The sequence below is a fragment of the Dyella nitratireducens genome (genome assembly GCF_014642835.1).
GTDB lineage: Bacteria > Pseudomonadota > Gammaproteobacteria > Xanthomonadales > Rhodanobacteraceae > Dyella_B > Dyella_B nitratireducens.
Genome location: NZ_BMJA01000002.1, coordinates 1,206,064 through 1,230,733, shown reverse-complemented (window position 1 = coordinate 1,230,733; position 24,670 = coordinate 1,206,064). Strand labels below are relative to the sequence as shown.

The window sequence follows — 24,670 nt, the reverse complement described above, 5'->3', positions numbered from 1 at the left end:
CGCGGGAGACAGCTGAAGCGCAGGCATACCTCCCAAATTGACCAAAGAGTAAAGACTTTCAGTTCGGTCTGCTGACGTTGCTGGCGATCTTGCCGATCGCGGTTCCCTGTCTTTCTGCGTTGTCACGATGAGCCGCGTTAACGGGGGTGTGGTTTCCATGGTTAGACCTCGTTAGATCAGTGGGTTTCGCATGAATCGCGTGCGAGTTAGATTGGTCCGCACGAAGCGTCACTCGAAGTTCTTCGATAGCTGTAGCTCAAGCTTTTCTAAACCCGCCACCGCATCGGTGTACTTATAGGAATTCGCCATCATGCGGGAAAGGTTGATGAGCCTGTATCGCTCTAGCTCTACTGCGGCAGAAAACTTGTCATGTGACTTCAGTCCATGCGATGCCAACAACGCTTGCGACGACGCTTGATTTCCAGGAAGTCCATCAATGGAAGTTAGTTTGTTTGAGCCGTCGTAGAAGAGATCGATTTCAAGACCTTCATTGTTGGTGATACTCGAAACCTTGTTTGCATTGTTATATTTAAACGTCGTTGTTACGTCGTTTGCGCTGGGCGAACCGTCTTTTTTTGTGCGCATCGTCCATGTTTCTATGTTGCCATGGGAGTTGTATGACAGGTCATACAGCACGCCCTTTTTATTTCTGAGCTGAGTGACGTTCGACTTATTTCCTGTGGCTGACGTGAGGTCATAGCGCGTGTAGATCACTGCTTTTTTCCCACTCTCCACCTTCCACAACTGTCCCTCCATGTGGCAAGAGCCACTGGGTACGTTGCAACCCGACGTATCACTGCTGGTGTAGTAGATATATCTGGTTGGCATTGCGGACGTTGAGTCATATCTCTGCTTACTCAACAACAACCCCGGGCTTGAACAAGATCCGCTTTGTGAAGCCTCGGCGTCGCAATAGGAGTAGGTCCATTGCACCACGCCAACTGGTACTTTTTGAGAGGTGCCGCAGTCGTACTTAAGACTCTCGCTGGTCGCTGAGTTGTACTTGCAAAGTGCGCTTACTCTACCTTGGTTGTCCTTGATAACTTTTACTGTCTTCGCGCCAGCGATGGGCTGCGTCTGGGCTAAGGTCAGTGGCGCGTAACCAGACATTGCCATTGCGAGGAATAGGCTTATGGCTTGATTTCTGGACATGGCTGTATTGCTCCTTTTGTGGACGTTCACAATAGATCTCGAATAGATTTTGTTCTGCGCGTCTCAGTTTTTCGGTTCGCACGCTAATCGAGGCATCGGAACTAGCCACCGGCGGGACACGTGTTTGTCTTGAAGGGATGATTGGTGCCATTAGTCAGAATATGTTCCGACGACTCCGTATACGTCTCGCATCCTTGGACATTGCACAGCTGTACTGTGTCGCCCGGCTGCAACGTGTGGGTAATGCCGGTCTGGCCGGCCGGTCCGAGAAAGTCGCCTGTCCCGGTCTCCCAGTTGCTGATGATCCCCGCTGATGTTGCGTCCGGAAATGGCTCAGCCAGCGTACAAGCTGAGCAAATGAAAGCATGATCGACGCCATCCTGATGGACGACGTAAATACTGGCTGCGTTTGACACACGAGGTAGCGCGGCGATGAGAAGAATCGCCGAAATCGCATAGACCTTTAACATGGGGAATGTCCTTATTTGCAGTATTCGTTGACGAACGCGTCTGCTTCCTGCCGAGCACTGGACAGTGCGGTGCCGGAGGCGATCTTGTCTTCGAGCTGCTTCTGATCAGCGGCGATGGATCCGACCATCGGCTTACGGGCAATGGCCTCGTAAACCAAAAGGAATTTGTAACTGGTGTCCGGTTCGTTGCCGAAGAACATCCCATTTCGTCGCCCATCAAGTGCAATCAACGAAATTGCGTCGATGTTGCATTTTTGTGCGAGGCCTAACAGATACTTCCTTGCATTTTCCTTGTAGACGGAAAGTGTCACGGGCGAACCTCCGTCGAGTTGCGTTCCCACGATGGCGCTCTGTCCACCTTGTGCGTACCCGTATTGTGCTTCTACGTCTCCACCACTGGCGGCTACGCTCAGCCACTTGCCGCGTTCATTGATATCTTCAGGCGTAAGTCCCACGCAGTGTTCTTGATAGAACGAGTCAGCAGTAGATCTGCTGGCCTGGGCGTTGCACATTAAAAGGGCCGCCGCAAGCTTTGCGGCCGCCTGCGCGTTACCAATGGAGGCTTGCTGCTTTAAATCTGGCAGGCTTGCAACAAGTTGGCCTGGCGGTATCCCTATACCGTGAATTTGAGTAGCTTTGCTAAATGACGAATCAGTTTCGTTCGGCACGCCGTGGGCAGGAGTCTGCGCACTGGAGGGTTGTTGAGCTGATGCGATTGAGGCCGTGAGGATAAATAGAGCTGAGGAGATTGCAGCGAGTTTCATGGCTAAACATCCTTCTAAATGTCAATGTTGTACAAGGTCTTTCCCTACATTTTGCCTAGTGTCATCCGACTCCAATGTAGGCAACAACTAGGCACAAAGCTCACGTTGGTACATGAGCCATCATCGCCGACCCTTGCGAGTGCCAGGGCCGACCGCCTCGAGAATGCGATGGTGAAAGAATGTCGATGAATAATGTGCTGCGCCACAGAGTGCGGCGCAATCATCACGGACAGAGAAAGAAGAATTCCTTTTTTTGACCCTCCAACCCATGTGTCGCCGAGCAAAAGATCGATCCGGATGCAGCGGCGCACTTCCAATGTCTTCCTTAGAATGTTGTTCAACCGAACAACATCGAGCGTGGAGTTAAATACGGTTTGAGTCGTGTATGAGTGGTGAAGACATGAAGTACTTTCTATTACATTTATTAGGCCGAACTTAGCTAAGAACTTGCATGGCGATATTTCTTGCGCATGTTGTCTTCTGATAAACGTGAGTTTGCCAGGACCGTTCATAGACAGAACTTTGAAGTTGCTTAGCGCAAGAGCGGAGAAGTTCTTGCGCCATCGAACTTAAGTAGGAATAGTGCGACACAGATGAAAATTGACACTTGCATCACCAATTATCTCTTTGCGGCGTACCGCCAGTGGTACGCCCTCGATTCCGTAGACACCGGATAGTGCCTTTTGAGGATCGGATGAGCTATGAGAAGTAAACGTTTTGCGGATGAGTCCAAGGCCGAACGCGGATGCCCACGATAACAGTCACTAATCACAGTGCTTCGGCAGTCGCCGCAGATTCGTTCTACCGTGACTAATGTCCGCTTTGCGTCGAAAGCGGACATCCTCAGCGTGCAAGCGGACCAATCTATCGGCCAAAAGCCACCGTTGATATTGATTTAAATCCGGAACGCTCCCTTTGCCACAGCGGTCTGTTGGCGTGGGCGCATCGTCGCGGTATCGCAGGACATTCGCTCAAGCCGACTCATCAGCCAGCCGTGAAGTGTTGGTAAGCAAGCGTGGTTTGACATCCAGTCCGAACAGTGGCCGTAGCCAACTCGTGCGACGAATCACGAACTCATGCAACAGCGCACACCCACTTACCGTGCCGAACAATACAAGTGTAGGTTCCAATAGGGGACCCAGCCGTAACGGCAGCAACCAGTACGCCACCAGTAACATCAAACTCTGATGCAGCACATACCATGGGTACACCGCCTCGCGCGCATACGGCAGCCAACCGAACGGGCGGTTCAAATATGCATGGCCCCAACCGAGTATGGCGGCAATGGCGGTCCAGCAATAGGTGTAGCGCAATGCCTCGATCAACCAACCTGCTGCGATCACGGTGGCATGCGTCAGCGGTCGGTGGATCAAGCCACCTGCGAACTTGTCGAGGAACAGATACAGCGCGAAGCAGGTCAGCGCTGTGACCAGCGAGGCGCGACGCAGGCGAGCCAGTTCGGTCCACAAGCCGCGGTCGGTACCCAGCAGATAACCGTAGAAGAACATCGTGAAGTACAGCGCATGTGCGCACCAGTCACCGAACAGTGCGTGCGTTTCGGGATAGTGGTGGCGCAGCGTCCCTGCGAGCAGCAACGGCAGCGTCGGTACCAGTAGAAGTGCCGTACCATGCATGCGCTGGATGGTCGCCCGCAGCCGTTGACCAGCATCCGATTCCAACGCAGGCAATAACGCCAGCAGCAGCATCGTGTAAAGCCACACGTATGGCAGGTACCACAGGTGGGCCCATGTCAGCCCATAGTCGTGATAGGCGTGCGTCCAGTAGTACGGCAGAAAAGCAAAGAAGCCCGGCACGATGGCGTGCTCGATCATGCCTTGTACGTAAGGCTGCACCGGGATGACCACCAGCATGCCGAATACCAGTGGTAGTAACAGTCGCAGGCTGCGCTTTCCTGCCAGCCGTGCCAGCGAGGTATGTCCGCGCAGGAAGTGCACCGCCAGGCCAGAGATCAGAAACAGCAATTCCATCCGCCAACGGTTGAGAAACAGCATGGGGTAAGTCAGCCAGTCGGCGAGGTAGCTGCTCTTGAAGGTAAATCCCCAGTCGGCGACAGGTGCCACGTAAAGCATGCCGATGTGATAGAGGATCAACAGACCGAAGGCGAGTACGCGCAAAGTGTCAATGTCGTGGCGGCGATTCATGGTCGGGTTCCCGTGATGGTCACCCAACCTTGGCTCGACTATCCATCGCGATCTTCGGCCGGGTGACAAACGGCCCCCGCCCAGTGACGAGTGGTGGGCCGCGCGGGACGAAACGGGTTAAACAGATTTGTCCGCTTCGAGTCGAAAGCGGACACTTTCTTGTTAGACACCAAGTCACAACCAATTCGCCGCCTACCCTACCCCAAAACTTTGAGGAGCCAAGTGCAAACCTACCCGCGATAACGCGCCCTAATCGCCATGTCACCTTCTTTGGTCTGTGGTAACGGCCTTACATTCATTTCATAGAGTCCCGTTTTGCATGATCTATCACGATGGGGATACATGATCGCCGCAATGCATCGTACGTGCGCCACTGTTTGAACCGATGGGGCGTTGCTGGAACACCCTCCCACCATTCATCGATCGCGTCGAGGTGATGCGTCGGAAGGGTTATCGGTTTCCAGTGTGCCGGTAGTCCTGGAATCACTCTCCATGCTGTCAACCATAATGCAGCTCGTCGCCAGGCGGGCCGCCCTATTCGTCGCGCGTTTTCCCATGCCGGTCCATAGAGTGGTGGCATGGGCCGCTTAGGTACCGCCACAAAAGGAAAGGGTAAGTTTTGCGTCCACAGGTGGACGAGAGGCAGCGTTGCGGGGACTCCCATCAAATTGCATAAATGACGTGCGAGGTACGCGCGTGCGGAGGCCGGCGTTCCGTACCAGTTCGTAGGCCATCGCGCCTTGTTCCACAGACTCGCCTCGAGGGTCAGCGCAAATTGGTCTATCACTTGGAGGAGCTCCTGCTGCCAGGGCTCTTCGGGTTGCAAGCGCACTTCAATGTCCATGTCCTTGAGGGAGGATAGGCGCGGCTCAGCCCAGTGCAATGTTGTTCGGTGGCTTGAGCAGCCCAGTACGAAAAAGCGGGCCCACTCCCGTCGAAACGCTCGTGGTCGACCCTCAGCATGATCTTCCCGGATACATTGCGGGCAATACGCTCTTCGCTCCGTGGGATAAAGCAAATGTGGACCGTCCTCCAGCCGATGTTTGAATAACTCGACTGCGGAAACATCTAGCATGCGTGCAAGTCGAAGGAGCTCATAGCTGTTTGGCGCATCGCAGTTGCCGTAAGAGGAAGAGTCTTGCCACACATAAGGAGTATCCGGAGGTGGTTCCCCGTGAAAGCGATCCGCACGCTCTATGAGAGAGCGAAACGTTTCGTCGGGACCAAGAGCCTCCACCCACCATCGATATGGCCGACAGAGGTCACGACTTGTCTGGCAGGCATCAATCCAAGATGCAGATCGATAGCCCGCATCCTCCGAAGGTTTTAATGATTGTACCGAGAGCTGTTGGTCGACAGGTCTCATACCTCCAGCTCTGGAAATACGTAGTTGGTGCGAACAAAGATCTCTTTGGTGATACGTTCTTCATTTATTTGAATCGCTAATGCAGCTGATCGCTGAAGGCGCTTAATAATTTCGCGCATCAGACCGCCCGTCTCCTTGATGATAAAATCCATCATGCTTTGAGATGTCAGATCCGACCTCTTTTTCAAAGGTAACTGCTCGAGATATGCCTCAAGGAAATTGCGAAAGTAGCCGTCCGCTATCCATGTAGGAAGCTCTTGTTTTTCGAAGCGCGAATCGAGGTGCTGGTCAGCCGCGAGAGACGCACGAGCATCCTGTGTCCCTAAAGCTAAGACAGGAACTTTGACTGTGTTCATGATGAATTTAATGGCTAGGAGTGCCAAGACTTGCTGCCGTGGTGTAACCAAAAGGACATCCTGAACTTCATCAATGATGATCAGGCGAAGCTTAGTTACCGTTGCCAGCTCCACGACTTTGTCGCGACGCTCTTCGAGCGTAAGCCCCTTTATGTAGGGAACCTTCCATTCTTTTAGCATGCGCGTATAGATTTCCTTAGCCTCCCTTGCATCAGTCATGCTGAGATAGATCACTGGGAAGGTCGCCGCCGATTGCGGGGTCGCACCCATGGGCGGATATCGTCGCGTTAGGATCTCAGCCATAGTCGTTTTACCTGAACCACTGGGACAGGTTACCAATAAGCCGGTGGGTCTCACTCCCGGGGGTTTGCGCATTAGGAACTCGCAGTACTTAATCATGTAAGCCACGCGTTCATGGGCAACAAAGCGGTCAACAAACATCAAACGCATACGTTCCTGTGGGGGAAGATCTAGTTGGGCCAGCGCCGTCTTGGAAAGGTAGGAATAGAGCGGATTCACGAAAGCACCTCCACCGTAATCGACTGGCGATCCAAAGGTATGAATGATGTATCGCTAGCGGTTTGTGTGTGGCGCGTAGCGTTCCGCCGCCCGCCACGCTTACCCCGGGAGATCGGCGGTGCAACGATTGCTTCATTTCGACGACGTTGACGACGGCGTGTTTCAGCTGTTTGCTGAATGGCGTCGGCTCGTTCGTATCCTTCCAACTGAATTCGGTCGAGACGCGCTTGTTCGTCACTGCTCAGCGTATACCGCGTTGCCTCCCCTTTCGCTCGCCCCGCAATAGCCTTAGCCTCGATCAGTGCGTCGTCATCATCACGAACCCATATGCGAGACAAATCATCAGGATCATAGTGAAGCATCACATAACGCTCCGGGTGAATCAGTGATACGAAGGACTCGTGCCAATAACGAGTCCCTTTAAATTGCACCCCAGTGCGTTGCAGGCGGCGACGCTCGAAGGGAAAGAAATCGCGCCAAAGTGCTTCTCTATTCATTGGCGTTGGCGGTGGATCGAAGGATCCATCTTCACATCGAAAGGCATGTTCCCAGGCCAACAGCGGTGGTTTTCCTAGGGCGCGATGTCTGCGCACGTGATAGCTTCGGCAGATCTTCTCCACTAACCATGCCCGGAACTCTCGCAAGGTAAGGCATGCACGCTTCTCACTCGGATAGTCCCCTCTCTGTTGGGGGTTACTGAATGTCGTGCCTGGCAGCGTGTGTACCATTTGCATGAAGGTGCCCATTAGGCGTTCGATGTGCGCGCCATAATGCGGTCGACGCACAGGCCGCCAATCCAGCGTAATACCGTGCTGCTCACATCCACGAATCAGCGCCAGGCTTCGAAAATCTTTACCGTTATCGACGAGAATGCGAAGCGGCTTTCCATACATGATCCATTCCAATGGATCCCGAAAATTTTCCATTTTCGGCTGCATGGAGTGTGCTAAACACATGGCCACCGAAATGGATGATGGCGCGTTAAAACTTAGAAAGTACCCCAGCACGACGCGGGTAGAGACGTCGATCGCTAACGTTAGCCACGGGCGACCGATGACTCGATTAGGATCATTCTCATCAACTAACAAAATGTCCGCGAGAGTGTGATCAATTTGCACCAGCTTGAGGGGCGCGTCGACGATGAGCTTGCCTGGTCTTGCCTCGTAACTTTGTTTGGCGACCTTAGTTCCAAGTTGCTTGCACGCAAACGCATAATCGTTTTGTTCGCGGATCCGTTTGACCACAGTCTTCGGATCGGGGAGCGCAAGGTTCAATCGACGGCACAACAACCTTACTCGTTCGCAAACTTCTTCCTTAGAGACTTTTTCGCGAAGTGCATAGTGCTTTGTGATCACGTGTTGAATGATCTGCTCAACCCTGTAGTCAAGTAGCCGTAATCCCTGGGGGCGACCACCTTTCTGGCGTACGAGAGTAGTAGTCGTAGCGCCACGTTGGTAGGCTGCGCGATACCGAAGAACCTGTCGCGCACTCAATCCACATTGAGCAGCGATCTCCTTAGTCACTTTCCTAGGTAAACAGTTCTCCTCCACGTACGGCTCGAATGCCCTCGCCAAGGACAGTGCACGATCCCATTCCAGTTGGGGAACCATCGTTGGTTCGATTCGTTTCTTTTGAATCGATGTTGGTAATGGCTTCAATTCGTGCATAGCGACCGGCAAGAGTTCGCCCGTCCCTAAATCGCGCACTTGCACTTGTCGAATGTTCAATGGTCCGTCGAATTCCACAACTCGCTCGCCGTAAGCCCAACGACTTCCGATCTTCAATGAACTACTGGTCATAAAACCTCCCACCCCTGCGGTCACGCGGAGCGCAAGCGAAGCCCCTATCGAGGCCAGGCGTTTGAGATGTGTCAGCCCGCTGCGGCTTCAATAATTAGCCGCAGGGCATTGACACGGGCGCTGGGAGCTTTGAAGATAGCGGTGCGGAGCATTACAAACCGCTGCTACCTGAAAGCCTCGCACGCCACATGCGAGGCTTTCACTTTTTCAAAGCCCATCGTTACAGATTGGGCTATGTCATGAGGTGCCCTCCTTCGTAGTTCGGGACGAACCAGCAAGTGTCCGGTCGAGCCAAGCAAGCACCAATTCAGTTGAAGCAAACCACCCGCGGCGCTTTGGCAGCTGGAACATGGCCACGGGTAAGACACCTCGTTGCCTAGCCTTAGATAGGGCAGCTGTCGTTGGATATCCCATCAGCACCGCCAATTCAGCTGCACTGAGAATTGGCTTCCTAGGCAGGAACGTAGCGAGATGTTCTCGCTTGTCCGGTATGGTCTGCATGATTACGCACCAGTCCCGATTGCACTCGCTAATGATTACTACATCCCACCTTTACTCAACAAGTGCGTATCCTTTGTATTGCGCTATCACATACGATCAATTTTGAAAGAAGCTACATAGTGATCGAATGCAAAGATGAGTCAAAGATGGTGCAGATGTAGCTCAAAAGTGATTCATAAATAGTGCAAGAGTGAGTCAAACTGATTCTGAAAAACAGTCCGAATTGATAGGACTGTCGACGGAAAAATTTTTTGTGATATTTCCTTTTAGCAAGGCATTCACATAGGGCCTTTGCATGATCTTGTTCCTCGACACGGAGTTTGCCGACTCGGATGGTGATGAACTGGTAAGTCTTGCGCCAGTTAGCCAAGACGCTAGGCATGTGTTCTACGCCGAACGAAACCCACTTCCCGTGGACGCAACCCCGTTCGTCCAGCAACATGTTGACCCTCTGCTTAGTGGAGGAAATAATGCAATGGATGATCAAACGCTGATGCGGTGATTACGCCAATTTTTGAGGCCGTTCCTGAGCCACATATTGTTTGTGACTTTGGCGGCGACTGGCGACTGCTGAGCCACGCTATCAATGGGTTTTGGCCTGACGAGCCATATCGCCAACGCGCTTGGGCCGCTACCGCATGTCACGGTCACCCTAGCGATAGTCAATGTCGTAGTCCGACGCGGCGGCCAAGTAGTCGGCGATAGCTAGGTGCATCGCGTTGGCCTTATTTGGCTTCAATACTCTTAAGCACCCGATCTTTCTCGGAGAGCGTCAGCTGGTTGAACGCCAAGATTAGCCGAGCTAAACGTTCATCATCGGCAAATAAGTATGCGGTAGGCACATCTAAAGCGGTGGCTAACCTCGCGATCGTCGCCAGATCCGGCTCATGGACGCCCTGCTCGTACCTATTTATCCGTGCACTGGCCACAAAACGATCTAACCCCGCAAGTATACCCAGCTCCTTTTGAGACAGCTGGCGTAGTTGACGTATGTCTTTCAGGCGTTTCTGAAAGGCTAGCCGGATATCAAGGCTTTTGGGCACGATTGAACCTCGCAGGTGGTGCCTACGAGATTCGTAATTTTGCCTTGCGTCCGATACTACGAGTTTCGTAGCATTAAGCGCAAGTCCGCTTGACATTGGTACTTGGGGGGGGGCGAATGCAACTCGTTCTGAACGATGAGGATGCAATCACAATCCCAATCGATGACTGCATCAGGGAAGCCTGGATTCTTCAGTACGATCGAGCTTATCTATCAGGGAGAATCGATCTCTTTCGAGAACGCCTTGCTGTTTGTTTTGCTAACAGCTTAGCGCAATGCCTCGACTCCGATCTCCAGCCACCCACCTCCTCTCAAATGGCATATGCGACCGCTGTTGCACGGGAGTTGGGTATTGCGCTCCCTGCCGAGGCCCTCCGTTTTCGAGGAGCGATGGCTGATTTTATTGAGCGATTTTCGAATGTTCTCAGTCAAAAACGACAGGCATATCTGGACGAAAATTGAGCGACTTCTAGTGCTTACGCTTAATTGTTCTAGAGCAACACTTCACTTCGTTGATTATGGCGCATCGATGAAAAACTCTATGAAGGCGCTTAATCCATAACCAAGTGATACTCCGCGGCTTTTGTGATCGGGCGGACGGACCGACCAGAGGGGAGTAAATCGACAAGGCCATAGCGCGACATGGTGTTTAGCGTCCGAGAGAGATTGCTGGCGTGACGGCCAGTTTCGTTGGCAAGTTCCGTAATCGACGCTGGTTTGGTTTGGGCTATGGAGCGTAGTAGCGCACGGTTCTCATCACTCAGCACTTCGGCAACGGACTTCATCGACGTGAACCAGATTTTGGGCTCGCCCTTTTTTGGCTTGTAGTCACCGCGAGCAATCATAAGTGCGCGTTCTCGCATTTTGTCTTGAGACAAAATACCAATTTTAATGACCTTCATAGCGCTCATGGCTGCGACCCTGAAATGATCTAGTTCACTCCAATATATATCAGCTGTTGATATGCATACGGCTGAGCCCTCCAAATTGCCAGTACCTAGGCTAGCCCGGTTCAAGCTGGCCGACTTTCCCAAACGACTTCATCAACTGAATGGGAGCATCATCTCGGCGACTGCAGACCCTTTAACCATGTCACCTATTTCAGAATCTCCACATAACCATGTCATCTTTTTACAGCGTGACGCTAGGCGCCGCCACGAAGAAATATGTAAGTATTTGTTTACATATGACTTATAAACCCAATCTAGTGGGTGACATAGTTAATTACCTAACGACACCAACCTTGTCACCCAACCGCTTAAACATGCACCACCCACCCTTTTGCTGTGTCATCTTTGGCGACTCAGATCCGATTGCGCCTTAGCTTCCAGCCAAACATTTTTCATGAGTCTCCAGACAATACGTACACGAGTTCAGGCGCTGCTGATTGCAGCCGGCTTGACGGCCATGGCCGTTACCTTACCTTCGACGGCAACCGAACCAACGTACCCATCCAACTCGCACACCGGCGATCTGACCGCCGTTGCCCGTGCCCGGATGGCTGCGGATGTGCTGATGAGTTCCTACGACCCAAACAAGGCCTGGTTTCCGTCCAATTGGTGGAATTCGGCAGTCGCCTTGCAAACCATTGGCGATTACATGCAACGCACGGGCGATCGCCGCTATCTCAGCCAATTGGACAACACCTTCAAAAAGAATAAGGGCGTGTTTCCAGCCGGCGTACTGCAGGGTGAGCCTTCGCTGGGCAATTTCACCAGCCAGTCTATCGACGACACCGAATGGTGGGGGCTGACCTGGGTAGAAGCCTATGACCTGACCCGCAACCCGAAGTACCTGGCCATGGCGGTCATCATTGCCAACTACGTGTACGGTTACTGGGATACCAGTACCTGTGGTGGTGGCGTCTGGTGGAGTGCCGCGCGTACCTACAAGAACGCCGTCACCAACGGACTGTTCATCCGGCTCACCGCCGAACTGCATAACCGGATCCCTGACGACAAGCAGTGGCTGGCTCGATCCCGCACGGCCTGGGCATGGTTCCAGCGCAGCGGCATGATCAATGCCGATGGCTTGGTCAACGACGGCCTCACCAATGCCTGCACCAACAACGGCCAGACTGTTTGGACCTACAACCAGGGTTTGGCCATCGGCGCTGGCCTGGAACTGTGGCGCGCCACCAGGGATCCGCAGATCCTGGTCGCCGTGCGCCGCTTGGCCGATTCTGCGATCGGTCCCAACGCACTGGTGATCGACGGCGTCCTGACTGAAACCTGTGACGCGCTGGATAAAACCTGCAGCGATGACGGTGAGCAATTCAAGGGCATCTTCATGCGCTATTGGACCGACTTGGTCGATACCACCCACGATCGCCGGTACGCGGCCTTTCTCGATATACAAGCCCAAAGCATCTGGAAAAACGATCGCGATGCCGTCGGCCGACTTGGCACGCGTTGGGCCGGAGCCACCAACGATGACCACCCGAACGTATTCGACTGGCGCACTCAGGCCAGCGCGCTCAGTGTGCTGATCGGAGACGTCAGAGGACGATAACCGCGCAAAGCATTCCAAACATCCCTAAACCACTTGCACCCTACGCAGATTGATATTCGGGTCGCGCCAAAACGCGTCATTTTCGTAACGACGAAACACGTCGGGTGGCAGGATGGTTTCGTTGCAGATTGCCTCCACCCGAGGACGCACTGCGTGCAGGCCCGGAGTGCCTGCACGCAGGTCAAATTCGGTGGCGTCGTAGCTGATGTTTTCGAAGTCATGCTCAAACGCGGGCTCGTCAAGAAACGCATAGATGGCAGCCAACACGCGCGCCGGATCGTTCGTCAGCGTTTCGTATTGCACCAACATCAAATGCTGTGCCGCGTGTTCGCCGAAATAGGCTTCTTTCAATGCGTTGTATGCATGCCCCACCAGGCCGTCGCCGCCCGCCAACCCTTCGGTGCGCGAATAAACAGTTGTACCCGGCCGGTAACTGAAAATCGAGGACGGCTGGAAAACATTGCGCCGAGTCAGTCGCTCGAAGCTGTCCATCACCCAGGATACGTGGCGCACGCAAGCGATGATTCGGCCATGGGGAAACAGCGTTCGAAGCACGGGTAATTTACTGCACCACATGCGATTGGTGTCGAAGATGACTTGCGCATCGATATCCGGCCCGTAGTAGTTGTCGAACAGCCCGCGCAGCACACGCTCACGCTGCGCGTCGTCGATGAAGACCGAGAATTCATTGCGCCCGCTCATCTCACCCAGCAGATTATTGAACATGCCGGCCACCGGGCTGCTCATTCCCGCATGAAAGCGTGGGTTCTGGCGCAACAAGGCGGCTAGCAGCGTCGACCCCGATCGTGGCAGGCCGGAAATGAAATGAATAGCACGCGACATGGAGCCCCTGGTTTGCTGTGGATTTCAACTGGCGCTACACCGGCATGAAGCAGATGGCCTTTCTTCTGCCGTGACCAAACGAGACAAGGTGGCAGGCCATCCATGGCCATGCCATAGGTCAAAAATACTTCGTGAACCCCAGGCTCAACGCCTGATCATGTGCATGGTTTGCGAACAAGCCCTGGTAGTCGACATAGACATTCCACGATGCACCTGCTTCAGCGGTGATGCGTGCACCCGCCGTTGCCTGCCCTCTTCCCAGCCTTGCGCCAGACAGAGCAAACAAGGTGCCATCAGCGGCGGCGACGTTTACCGTGGGAGCTGTAGCGTCACGTGTGTCATAGCGATATCCCGCCGTGAAAGCCGGTACATAGGTGACATCGCGGTAATGGAACACGCCGCTGAGCGTCATGGCGACATACGGCAACATCGTGTTGTAGGTGCTGTGCGCACCATCAACTGCATATGCCGACGCTAACGGATTGCTATCGGGTTGCGTCTCGGTAAAGCCATCCAGGCTTTGGTGCTGATAAAGCAAGCCGACTTTCGGCGTCCATTGCCACAGTGCAATGTGCATGGGCCACGCAGCCTGCAGCGCAGCCGACGTAGTTTCACCATCAGGATGGGCAACGGCATGGCCGATGCCTGTATAGCGGTCAACACGGTAGTGCTGGTGGGCTGCATCAGCGGTAGCCGACAGTATCAACGGACCAACGTCAGCCAATGCATACACGCCCGCATGCTCGCCATCAATGCTTCCATTGCCGCGCTGCGGGTCGTTCGCATTGATGCGATCAAGGCCCGCTTCCACACCAGCGCGTATCGCACCGAATGCATGGTCCGCACCACCAAGAAGGCTGAAACCGGATGCGTGGAGTCCGTCGGTACCGTCGATGGCCAGACTGGAACCGCTGTATTGCATCCACAGACCACCGCTGCATCCGGATGAACTCGTACCTCGCGTGGACTTCTCAGCGCTGCAATGGTTTTGAATATCAGGCAGACCGTTATCCAGCACGGCGCGAAGATTTTGTTCCCCGGCCATGGTCACGCTGCGCATGAGGTTGCCATAGAGCGATCCGTCGCTGGGCGCCACTTTCACCGTCTGCGTGCCTGAAGTGGGGGCGGGAGTTGGCGTCGGGGTCGGAGTGGGTGTTGGAGCTGGAGCTGGAGTGGGCGTTGGAGTCGGGGTTGGACTGGGGGACGTCGTGGCCGTGCTCAATACCAGATCAACCTGTGTTGCAGTGTCTTGCACTTTTGGATTCAGGGCCGTCGGTATCGAACCCGATGCGTTGACGGTCGTGAAGCTGCCGCTTACCGCCTTCGCCTGTACCAGGGTAAAAGTGGAAGGCGTGTACGTGCCGGGGGCATAGATCAGATTCAAGGTGCCAGCCAGGCTTGCATTGCCATTGACCAGCAACTCCGATGCCTTGGTGGGCGTTACGTCAATCTGCAAGCTGCCATTGGCCTGCTGAGTGTAATTACCCTGGATGGTCAGTACCCCGACCGAACCACCCGGCCACACCACACCACTGTTCACGACATCGCCATCGATCGTGCCGTGACCGCGCAAGGTCGCCGCTTGATCGACGGTGACATCGCCGGCCAAGGTCGCGGTAGCGTGCGCGCTATCACCAACCTCCAAGGTACCCGCAGCAACCGTCGTCATGCCGGAGTATGTATTGGCACTGTCCAATATCAACGTGCCCGCACCGAGTTTGGTCAGGCTACCGCTGCCGGAAATGCTGCCGGCAAAACTCAGGTTATCCGAGCGGTCAAAAACCAGCGCGCCGTTGTCCAAAACATTGCCGGTGATGGCACCACTGGTATCGCCGCTGCCAACCTGCAAGGTACCAGCAGCGATCGTGGTGCCACCGGTGTAACTGTTGCTTCCGATCAGCGTCAGCGTGCCGTTGCCCGTCTTTATCAACACGCCGTTGCCACTGATCACGCTTGCGTAAATCGCGTTGACCGAGCTGTTGGTATTGCCGCTGCCCTGATCGAAGATCACGCTTGCAACGTTGCCCTCGGCAGGAGCGAAACTTACATTGCCTTGAATCGCTGTCGCATCACCTTGCAATGTGCCGCCACTGATCGTCCAGTTTTGCGTGCCGCTGCCGCTAAGCGTCCAGGTGCCGCCGTCTTCCTTCAGGAATTGCGCGAAGCCAACGAATTGCGTGCCGCTCAAGCTGCCCGAAAGTGTCGAGACCAGCGAAGAAAGGTCGAAGCTGCCATTCGCGTTACCGCCCAACGCAAATGTATCGCCACTCCCAGTGCTGCCGCTGGTGCTGATCACATTGCCGGTAAAGCTATAGCCGTTCTCAAGCACCAACGTGTTGCCACCACCGGAGAACGTCACGGCATCGGCAAGCGTGCTGCCATCGCCAGCCAGGCCGCCTGAGATATTGCCACTGGTCACCACGCGATCGTTGCCAAGACCGACCACGCCCACACCGCCGGCACCATTGCTGCCGCTCACACCATTCTGGACAGGAGCGCCACCGCTATAACCGCCGCCAGGCGCACCGGCACCGCCATCACCACCCGCGATACTGCCGCTGTTGACCAGTGTGCTGCCCTGCCCGAGGTTGACCCCCGCACCAGCGACTCCACCCGAACCACCGTTGCCACCCGTACTGTCGGTCGTGCTGCTGTGGTTGGCACCACCTCCACCACCGCTCTGCCCGTTACCACCGGTAATGCTGCCGGTGTTTTCGAGCGTGAAACCGGTGCCATCAACGCCTGCCCCGCCCATGCCACCATCACCGCCAGCAGCACCTGCCGTGATGAAGCTGACGCCACCACTTCCTCCCAGACCGCCAGTTCCACCGACAATGTCACCGGCATTGCTGAGAGAAAAATTCGAGCCCGCGACACCCGCACCACCGATGCCGCCGTTGCCACCGCCAGCATCAGGACCAAATGCTCCTGTGCCGCCGGAACCACCAGAACCACCTGTCATGGTCGCGCCATGGTTGTTGGTGATTTGCGTGCCATCGCCCGCTTGAACCGCCACACCGCCTACACCACCATCGCCACCAACCGCGCCATTGCCTTCGCCAACAAGAGGATTGGCAGCACCCGCACCACCGTCACCGCCGAAAACCGCACCGCTATTGATCAGCGCGAAGCCCGCGCCAGAAACGCCGGCGCCACCGTTACCACCGACACCGGCACCCGCGACATGGTTGATGCCTGCCGCGAGATAGCCAGCACCGCCAGTGCCGCCCGAAATCGTGCCGCTATTGCTCACCGCGGCGCCGGCATACGCAGCAACGCCGGCACCACCCGCGCCGCCGTTACCACCGAGGCCACCCTGCGTAATGGTGCTGCCGCTTGCGCTGTATCCACCGACACCGCCTACTCCGCCCGCAACACTGCCGGTATTGGTGAACGTGCTGTTGCTGCCGACGGTAATCGCCATGCCGCCTGCACCGCCCGTGCCACCGTTACCGCCATAGCCGCTGTTGGAGCCGCCGCCGTAACCGCCGTTGCCGCCTGCGCCGCCTAGCAACTGGCCATTGTTGGTGCTGCTGCTGTTGCTGCCGAGGCTGACCGCCACACCACCGGCACCACCCACACCACCGTTACCGCCATTGCCGCCATAGCCATACGCACCGTTAGTGCCTTGGGCGCCCTGACTGCCACTGATCGATGCGTGCGCCGCGTTGATAAATCCTGCGCCGTTGACCACCGTCACCAACGGACCACTGGTGGTACTCGTCTGGCTAAAGGCATTCGTGCCGTCGCCAAGCTGCAAGGTTCCTTGCTGCACCAACCAGGTGATGCCACGGGCGTTACCGCTGTAGATGGTGGTGCCCGCGCCGGCTTGTGCCACCGTGCCATTGCCGGTGATGGTGTTGTTGACGCTTTGGGTGCCACCGAAGTCGAAAGCCAGCGTCGCGTTGTCGACAATCGTGCCAACCACCGAACCCGTGCTGCCGCCATTCCCGAGTTGCAGCGTGCCCGCGCTTATCGTGGTGCCGCCGGTGTAGGTATTGGCGGCCGACAATACCAATGTGCCGTTACCCGCCTGGGTCAGAGTACCGGTGCCGCTGATGGTGTCGGCGCTGTTGGTGCCACTTAAATCGAAGACCAGCGCTGCGTTGTCGACAATCGTGCCGCCCACCAAACCCGTACTGCCACCATTGCCGAGCTGGAGCGTGCCTGCACTGATCGTGGTGACGCCGCCGTAAGTGTTGGCGCCAGCAAGAGTCAGAGTGCCTGTGCCGGTCTTGTTCAACCCGCCGTTGCCAGCGACAACGCCGGAGATCAGAAGATCGGCATTGGTTTGCAGGGTGCCGTTACCGGCAAGCGTGATCGCCCTGCCCGTGTTGAAAGCCACGGTATTTTCCAGCGTGCCGCCGTCAAAGCTGAGGCCACCGGAAACATTGCCGAGGTTGGCATCACTCGATACAACCAGCGTGCCGCCGTTGATGGCAGTGCCGCCGCTATAAGTATTGATACCACCCAGCACCAAGGTGCCGGCATCGGTCTTGGTCAATCCAGCATTGCCCGCCAGTACGTTGTTGATGGTGGCGGTCATGCCGGCACTTGCGCTGGAACCATCGCCAACGCGAATCACCGGCGCCGTACCCGTCAACGTCAATGTGCCGCCACTGAGCACGTAGCCACTCGTTGCGAACTGCATGCCGCTCGCTTGCACCGCACCGGCACTATCGTCCACCGTCACGGTGCCCGATGTGCCGCCGAAGATGGCAAAACCTGGCTGCGGCTGCATGGTTGAATTCGGCACGCTGCCGCTCGCATCGGTCCATTGCGGCGCGGTGGCCGACCAGGCACCGCTGCCGCCTCCCATCTGTGTACTGGAAGCCTGTCCGTTTGCATTCCAGAAAGTGAGCGTGAGGCCGGTGGTATCGATCAGATTGATCTGCTTCTGCGCCGTCAAAGTTTGCAATTGCAAAATTTGGCCGGCTGGCGTGGTGCCCAGCGTCAGGCCACCGTTCGTTTCGCTCAACGTGCCACCGTAGGTGAACAGGTTGTACAAACCTGCACCCATGCCGCCGACATCGTTGACGTTGAGCGTGGCGCCGTTGAGCGAAAGATTGCCGCCCACATGCACGCTGTCGCCGGTACCCGCCGTCTGGAAGTTTGCACCCGGTGCGCCGAAGTCGTCATTCAGCGCACTGCTCTGTGCCAGGTTGAGATCGCCATTGATGGTGAGCGTGCCGATGGAATGGCCTGGAGCCAGATAGCCACCACTCAACACATTGACGCTACCGCCGATGGTGCCGTAACCGCGCAGCGTTGCACTACTGTCCACCGTCACGTTGCCACCCAGCGTTGCGCCATTGCCAGCCACGCTGCCGACAACCAGCATACCGTTTGCCACCGTCGTGCTGCCGGTGAAGGCGCTGCTGTTGCCATCGAGCGTCAGCGATCCGCTGCCGCTGTAGTTCAACGAACCATTGCCGCCGATCGAGCCGGAAAACACGCTTGCGCTGTTATCCGTGATCGCCAGCGCAGTGCCATTGAGCTGAAGCACGCCCGCACCATTGAGCGATGCAATCTGTTGCGAGGTGTTGGCGAGATCAACTTCGCCGCCGCTGGCGATGTTCAGTGCCCCCGTACCAAGGCTGCCCGTATTCGTCACCGCAATCGAACCGCCGTTCACCACCGTGGCACCGGTGTAGGTGTTGGTGTGGCTCAGGGTCAAGGTGCCAGTACCTTCCTGGGTTAGCCCACCGCTGCCACTGATCGAAAACGACGGTGCAACTTGATCGTTGTGGTTCCAGACCAGCGTGCCATTGTCCGTAAAACTTGACGGCCCGACCGCGATGCTACCGGAAGCGCCGCCGTTGCCGATCTGGAAGGTCGCGCCGCTGTTGATCGTCATGCCGATGATGTTGCTGGCCATACCCGTATCAAGCAGTGTGCCGTTACCGCTTACCGTCAGCAGCCCTTCACCGTAGAACCCTTGTTGCAAGTTGAGTGTTGCGCCCTGTGCAACGGAAACGGTGCCCGATCCGTTGACGCCCAACTGAGTTCCGATCGCCGTACTGTCGGTGACATCGAGTTCACCGTTGAGCATGAACGTGGAACTGCTCGCCGCATTGATCGCGCCGTTAACCTGCAGCACCGCGTTGTGCGACACGCTCAGTTCGGTGCTGCCATTGACATTGAGGTTGCCGACGGCCACGTTGACAGAGGTGCTTCCATCGCCGATCTCGACGATGCCGTTATCGGCCGTGAGGGTTCCAACCGATTGCGTGCTACCTGCGCCATTGAGCACCACCGTCCCGTTCACGCTTGCGGGATCAGCATTCAGTACCAACGCTCCGGCGCCGGAAACGTTGCCAGTAAGCGTGACGGCATTGTTGGCGAAATTCGTCGGATCGCCGCCATCGGCATTGAGCGTGCCGCCGTTGCTGCCGACCACGATATTGCCGGCATACGTCGCTGCGCTGCTGTTTGCGAAGTTGAGTGTGCCGCCGTTGAACGTCACCGATGGGCCAAGCTCGGCGCCGTTGGTCGAAGACACCGACAGCACGCCTGAATTGAGCAACCAGCCTGCCCCACTGTTGTTGGTGCCTGTCACCGTCCAGGTGGCGGAGCCGGACTCTTGCAACGTGCCGAACCCGATGTACTGAGTGCCAGTAAGACTTCCGGACAGCGTCGAAACCACGTTGGTCACGTTAAAGCTGCTGTTGGTATTGCCGCCCAGTGCCAACGTGTCGCCACCTGCACTGACTGCATTGCCGTTCAAGGTTGAACCGGCTTCCAGCACCAACGTGTTACCGCCGCCAGTGAAATTCACGGCAGCAGCTTGCGCACTGGTTCCGTTATTTCCGAATCCACCTGAAATGGTGCCGGCGTTGATGATGGTCGCATTACCGGACGCGGCGACACCTGCGCCTCCTACTCCTGGTGTACCTGCAGCACCTGCGCCGGGATTGCCAGCACTACCGCCATTGCCGCCGGTGATGGTGCCGGTATTCACCACGGTCATTGCCGATCCCGAAACACCGGTGCCGCCCGTACCGCCATTACCGGCTATACCTCCGCCTGCCAGGCCTCCTGCCGCACCACCCATACCGCCGTTACCACCCGTGATATTGCCCTGGTTGGTCAACGTAGAACCGGAACCACCAACACCATCGCCGCCAGCGCCACCTTGTCCACCGACGCCTCCAACGCCACCTGTAGCGCCGGTGCCGCCGCTCGAACCGCCGCTGCCACCGTTGCCACCCGTGGCGCTGGCTCCGGATTGCACGGTGAGGTTGAACGCACTGCCCACCAGTCCATCACCACCGGTGCCGCCACTACCACCTGACGCTGTCGAGTTGCCGCTGTTGGCGCTGCCGCCAGCACCACCTGCGCCGCCGACATATGCATTAGTGATGGAGGTCGGCGAGGACGCCGTGCCGACATACCAACCGGCATAACCACCACCGCCGCCGCCACCACCACCGCCGCCCGCACCACCGGTACCGCCCGCACCACCGGCTGACCAACCTTGGTAAGCAGCACCACCCGCACCGCCTGCAGAGAGATGGTAAGGACTGTTCGAACCACCACCACCACCGCCACCGCTGCCAACGGTACCTTGGCTGCCACTGTTGTACTGATCCCCGCCGGCAGCACCCGCTGCGGGCGAAGTCCCGTTTTCTGCTGCTGCGCTACCACCTGAACCACCGATACCCCAATCGCCCGGAGGCGAATTGCGAGCGGTGCCCGTCGATCCGGCACCACCGGTAGCACCGACAACGGTTTGTGCCATGGCATGCATCGGCGCCATCGCAGCGAACATGCCGAACAACGCCACTGCACACGCCTGCACCAAGCGTCGACGTGGGCCAGTACTTGCCACAACATCCGCGTGAACAGTCATGCCTTGCGGTGCGTGCGCCAACTCGGAGGCCACCTGCCATACGCGCAGCGCACGGTTCCAGACAAGCCGGTAGGTATGGTTCATGAGTTATCCCCTGTGATACGAACTTGAATCGTGTGTTTGTGTGGGTGTTGCGGTTGCGCTCGGTGGGCAGCAAATTTCTTAGTCAGGCATGCGCAGATCGACGTTGTGCATGACGATGCGCCGCGATGACGCTCTGCTTCGCGTGATCGATCGAATGATGTTGATCACAGAAATCACGTATTGCTTCTCGCTACGATGCAACTCTGCTGATGAGGTACTGACGCTGCCTCGGCATTGCCCCCGCTTTACGTTTCGTCCGGGGCTTCAACACGCCAACTGGCGGTCCAGAAACCGAGGTCAAAACGACACCTTCCCGATCCGCTTCCGGATCAGGTGTGCGCATACCGCATGAGCTTTGTCGCGATGGGCTTTATCGCGCGCCGAAAAACGTCATGGTTCGTCGCGAAGCTTGTCGTTTGACGTGTCTAGCGTCGATCCCCGAGCTCGGGGGGGCTCGCTATTTAGCTTGCTGCCGTGATAAGCGGGATGATCAATTTCAAGGTGGCCCCTGTGCCCGGTTCGGCATCAAGTACCCAAGCGCCGTTGAGCCGATGCGCACGTGCATTCAAGCTGTTGAGACCGGCGCCACCAGCATTGGCGCGAGCAATGACCGGGTCGAAGCCACGGCCGTTGTCTTGTACCGTGACGTGCAAGTTTTCTTCGGCGACGCGCATGGTCACATCCACGCATGTCGCGCCACTGTGCTTCATGACATTGGTAAGCGCTTCTTGCAGAAAGCGCAGCAAGTCCAGTTGCTGCGCAGCACTCAAGTGCAAACCCTCCAACGATTCGAACTGCCATCGTGCTTCGATATCGATCGCATCCAGGCGTCGCGTCCATCGATAGCGGAACGGCCCCAACAATTCTGCGAGGTCTCGGCTGTGATCCTGCGCCGTGGTGTCGATGACCAGACGCAAGTCGTCACGCAACTCTTTCAGCGTCTCGATGGTGGGCTTGGCACCCTGCTCTGATGCGGGATGTTCCAGCGCCGCGATGGCGCTGACCAGGCTCCCGCCGAAACCATCATGCAGATCGCGCACCAGGTTCAGGCGCTCGCTCATGCGGGTGGTCGCCAAAGCCAGCGTATGCTCGCGCTCCAGGCTGGTAGAAAGTTCAGTCGTCGCAGCATCGACCTTGGTTTGCAACTCGGTATTGAAGCCATCCACGCGACGCATGGCGGCAGAAAATCGATACGCCAATACAAAGCCCATGCCGACAAGGGTGAATGGTGCCGTCAATGCCAGCAGATAAGTGCGATCGTGCACCAGCTCGTAAAACAGCAGGATGTCATGCACCGATGCAACCATGGGAATGATCAGGCACAACGCCAATACACGCTGATCGGTCTTTCGGCTACGCCATGCGTGGATCATGAACGTGGGCAGCGCAATGTAATAAATCAGCGATGCAACAGCGATCCACGGTCCGCGCGAAGGGCCTACCCAACCCGGTGCGCACAGTGCGCAGGCAAACGCGAGCAAAGACAGCACAAATAAAATGCGCTCCAAACGCGGCCAGCGTCGTTCGCAATAACGCAGCAGAAACACCGCGAAGCTGCATACATAGGCCACGTAAACAGCCACATTGAAAGCTTCGAAACCATCAGTACCGGAGAATGGCCAGACATCCGATGCAATGTAATTCCACTCGAATACTGCACCGATCAGGACGTTGAGCGCATACCAGCCGTAGGTGGTGTCTTTGCGGCGGAACAGCCACATCATCAGGAACACGCCGCCCAGCACGGCACTGATCGCAAAATCGAAAAAGCGAAGCTGGTAGCGCACCAGCCAAGCTTTGCGATATTCCGAATATGCTGCCTGTGGATCACCGTAGCGAACGGTACCCAAGCCTGGTTGATAAGCCGCCAGGCCAGAGACGCGAATCAACACGATGTTGTCGCCGGATTGCAGCAAGGGCTTGTCAAGCAAAAAATACTGCGGCGCTACCCAACTGCGCGAAAGCGGCTCGGTCAAACTGGGATCACGATGCACCAGGCTGCCGTTGACGTATACGGCATCGGCGAGACACACATAGTCGAGCAACAAGCCAATCGGCTGGTTCGCGTTGCGCACGTTCATATGCAAGCGATACCAGACCACACCGTCATGAGTCGGCCAGCGTTTGCTCCAATCATCGAGCAAGCTCACTGGCATCCAGCCCTCAACGGGTGCTTCATTGGCTTGCCAGCTTCCCCGCACAGCATCGACTTGGGTCAGGGTAACCAGCGCATCGCGATCAGTCGCACGGTGAGACGCACATCCTGCCAAAACCCAAAGCAAGACGATGCCGACCAGGATGCGCCACGTCACTTGAGCAAACCCAAGGAGTTTGCTTCGAATACCGCCGCCATGCGCGAGTTCACCGCCAGTTTGCGATAGATCTTTTTGGTGTGATCTTCGATGGTGAAACGCGAGAGCCCCGTCATGGCCGCGATTTCAGGGTTGCTGTAGCCGCGCGCGACCAGATGAAGAATCTCCAACTCTCGTTCGGAAAGCTGTGGCGTCGGTGATGCGGGCACCGTGGCAGTCTCGGCCATGGGTTCTGTCCCTGACACCTGCGCAAGAATGCGCCGCGCAATTACCGGATCGATCGGAGCACCTCCGCGCCGCAAGCTTTTCAGCGACAGGCCAAGCTCGATGTCTTCGCTTTCTTTCAGCAGATAACCCGTCGCCCCGCTACGCAGCGCCGCCAGCACGGTGTCCTCATGGCCCCAGGTGGAAATCACTACCGAAACGGTATCGGGAGCATGCACGTGCAACCAGGCAATAACATCCACCCCGTTGCCATCGGGCAGACCCACGTCGATCAATGCCAAGGCGAACGACTCCTTCCTTGCCGTCGCCATCGCCGATGCCACGGAATCGGCCATTGCAATAACGGCATCAGCGCCGAGCAAGCCGACCAGCAACGTATGCAGGCGCCGCCGAGTTGCCGGATCGTCTTCGACGATGAGCGCCGGACTCAGCTCTATTGATGTCATTGACCACCCTGCCCGATCGCTACCTCGCACCCATGGCGGATTATGCGTTAGGCAGCCGCCGCCTCCAATGCTGACGCGGGGGAATCACCCCACAGTTGCAGGCCTGGACATGGTGGCCGATCGACGATGCCACCATCATTAAATCAATTACTTAGCCATGGATGAGATATGGCGGCAAACAGGAATCGGGCCGTCGAACGCGGCAATTCAAAGCTGGCCCGCAGCTCCCATGAGTGCCCTTTTGCATGTACAGGTTTGAAACAGTT

15 protein-coding genes are annotated in these 24,670 nt (G+C 56.5%); 2 read left to right on the top strand and 13 right to left on the bottom strand.

The window, feature by feature from the left end; translation table 11 throughout:
* Positions 1 to 228 precede the first annotated feature (228 nt).
* The 8 genes from IEX75_RS16170 to IEX75_RS16135 all read right to left on the bottom strand — a co-directional run bounded on the left by IEX75_RS16170 (position 229) and on the right by IEX75_RS16135 (position 10,132).
* Positions 229 to 1,152, bottom strand: coding sequence for a hypothetical protein (locus tag IEX75_RS16170; RefSeq protein WP_188795464.1), 924 nt, complete (start codon positions 1,150 to 1,152; stop codon positions 229 to 231).
* A 101-nt stretch (positions 1,153 to 1,253) separates the two neighbouring features.
* Positions 1,254 to 1,622 carry a hypothetical protein gene (locus IEX75_RS16165; RefSeq protein ID WP_188795462.1) on the bottom strand — a complete coding sequence of 123 codons (369 nt, stop codon included), beginning with the start codon at positions 1,620 to 1,622 and terminating at the stop codon, positions 1,254 to 1,256.
* An 11-nt stretch (positions 1,623 to 1,633) separates the two neighbouring features.
* A complete protein-coding gene (locus tag IEX75_RS16160; protein ID WP_188795460.1) occupies positions 1,634 to 2,386 on the bottom strand; it encodes a hypothetical protein in 753 nt (250 codons plus the stop codon).
* Positions 2,387 to 3,357: 971 nt separating this feature from the next.
* Positions 3,358 to 4,548 (bottom strand): acyltransferase family protein, encoded by a 1,191-nt coding sequence (locus IEX75_RS16155; RefSeq protein ID WP_188795458.1) that lies wholly within the window; start codon positions 4,546 to 4,548, stop codon positions 3,358 to 3,360.
* A gap of 295 nt (positions 4,549 to 4,843) precedes the next feature.
* Complete coding sequence (locus IEX75_RS24490) at positions 4,844 to 5,914, bottom strand: TniQ family protein (RefSeq protein WP_188795456.1); 1,071 nt, start codon at positions 5,912 to 5,914, stop codon at positions 4,844 to 4,846.
* A complete protein-coding gene (locus IEX75_RS16145) occupies positions 5,911 to 6,789 on the bottom strand; it encodes a TniB family NTP-binding protein (protein WP_188795454.1) in 879 nt (292 codons plus the stop codon). Before IEX75_RS16145 ends, IEX75_RS24490 begins: the two co-directional genes overlap by 4 nt.
* Complete coding sequence (locus tag IEX75_RS16140; protein WP_188795452.1) at positions 6,786 to 8,588, bottom strand: Mu transposase C-terminal domain-containing protein; 1,803 nt, start codon at positions 8,586 to 8,588, stop codon at positions 6,786 to 6,788. The genes IEX75_RS16145 and IEX75_RS16140 overlap by 4 nt, the downstream gene beginning before the upstream one ends.
* A 1,226-nt stretch (positions 8,589 to 9,814) precedes the next feature.
* Positions 9,815 to 10,132, bottom strand: coding sequence for a helix-turn-helix domain-containing protein (locus IEX75_RS16135; protein WP_229720883.1), 318 nt, complete (start codon positions 10,130 to 10,132; stop codon positions 9,815 to 9,817).
* Between the two features lie 116 nt (positions 10,133 to 10,248).
* On the opposite strand from IEX75_RS16135, the gene IEX75_RS16130 reads away from it, so the two are divergent.
* Positions 10,249 to 10,593: a hypothetical protein gene (locus IEX75_RS16130; protein WP_188795447.1), complete on the top strand. Its 345-nt coding sequence runs from the start codon at positions 10,249 to 10,251 to the stop codon at positions 10,591 to 10,593.
* A gap of 89 nt (positions 10,594 to 10,682) precedes the next feature.
* Here the strand turns inward: IEX75_RS16130 and IEX75_RS16125 are convergent, their stop codons facing one another.
* Complete coding sequence (locus IEX75_RS16125) at positions 10,683 to 11,042, bottom strand: HVO_A0114 family putative DNA-binding protein (RefSeq protein WP_229720882.1); 360 nt, start codon at positions 11,040 to 11,042, stop codon at positions 10,683 to 10,685.
* Between the two features lie 433 nt (positions 11,043 to 11,475).
* Here IEX75_RS16125 and IEX75_RS16120 point away from each other — a divergent pair, with 433 nt between their 5' ends.
* On the top strand, positions 11,476 to 12,642 hold the full coding sequence (locus IEX75_RS16120) for a glycoside hydrolase family 76 protein (protein WP_229720881.1): 1,167 nt from the start codon (positions 11,476 to 11,478) through the stop codon (positions 12,640 to 12,642).
* A gap of 24 nt (positions 12,643 to 12,666) precedes the next feature.
* Here IEX75_RS16120 and IEX75_RS16115 read toward each other — a convergent pair whose 3' ends face one another.
* The 4 genes from IEX75_RS16115 to IEX75_RS16100 all read right to left on the bottom strand — a co-directional run bounded on the left by IEX75_RS16115 (position 12,667) and on the right by IEX75_RS16100 (position 24,404).
* Complete coding sequence (locus IEX75_RS16115; protein WP_188795445.1) at positions 12,667 to 13,485, bottom strand: sulfotransferase family protein; 819 nt, start codon at positions 13,483 to 13,485, stop codon at positions 12,667 to 12,669.
* Positions 13,486 to 13,603: 118 nt separating this feature from the next.
* Positions 13,604 to 21,421 (bottom strand): autotransporter-associated beta strand repeat-containing protein, encoded by a 7,818-nt coding sequence (locus tag IEX75_RS24380; protein ID WP_188795443.1) that lies wholly within the window; start codon positions 21,419 to 21,421, stop codon positions 13,604 to 13,606.
* Positions 21,422 to 21,882: 461 nt separating this feature from the next.
* Complete coding sequence (locus IEX75_RS16105; RefSeq protein WP_229720880.1) at positions 21,883 to 23,733, bottom strand: sensor histidine kinase; 1,851 nt, start codon at positions 23,731 to 23,733, stop codon at positions 21,883 to 21,885.
* Positions 23,730 to 24,404: a response regulator gene (locus tag IEX75_RS16100; RefSeq protein ID WP_188795439.1), complete on the bottom strand. Its 675-nt coding sequence runs from the start codon at positions 24,402 to 24,404 to the stop codon at positions 23,730 to 23,732. Before IEX75_RS16100 ends, IEX75_RS16105 begins: the two co-directional genes overlap by 4 nt.
* Between the last annotated feature and the right edge of the window lie 266 nt (positions 24,405 to 24,670).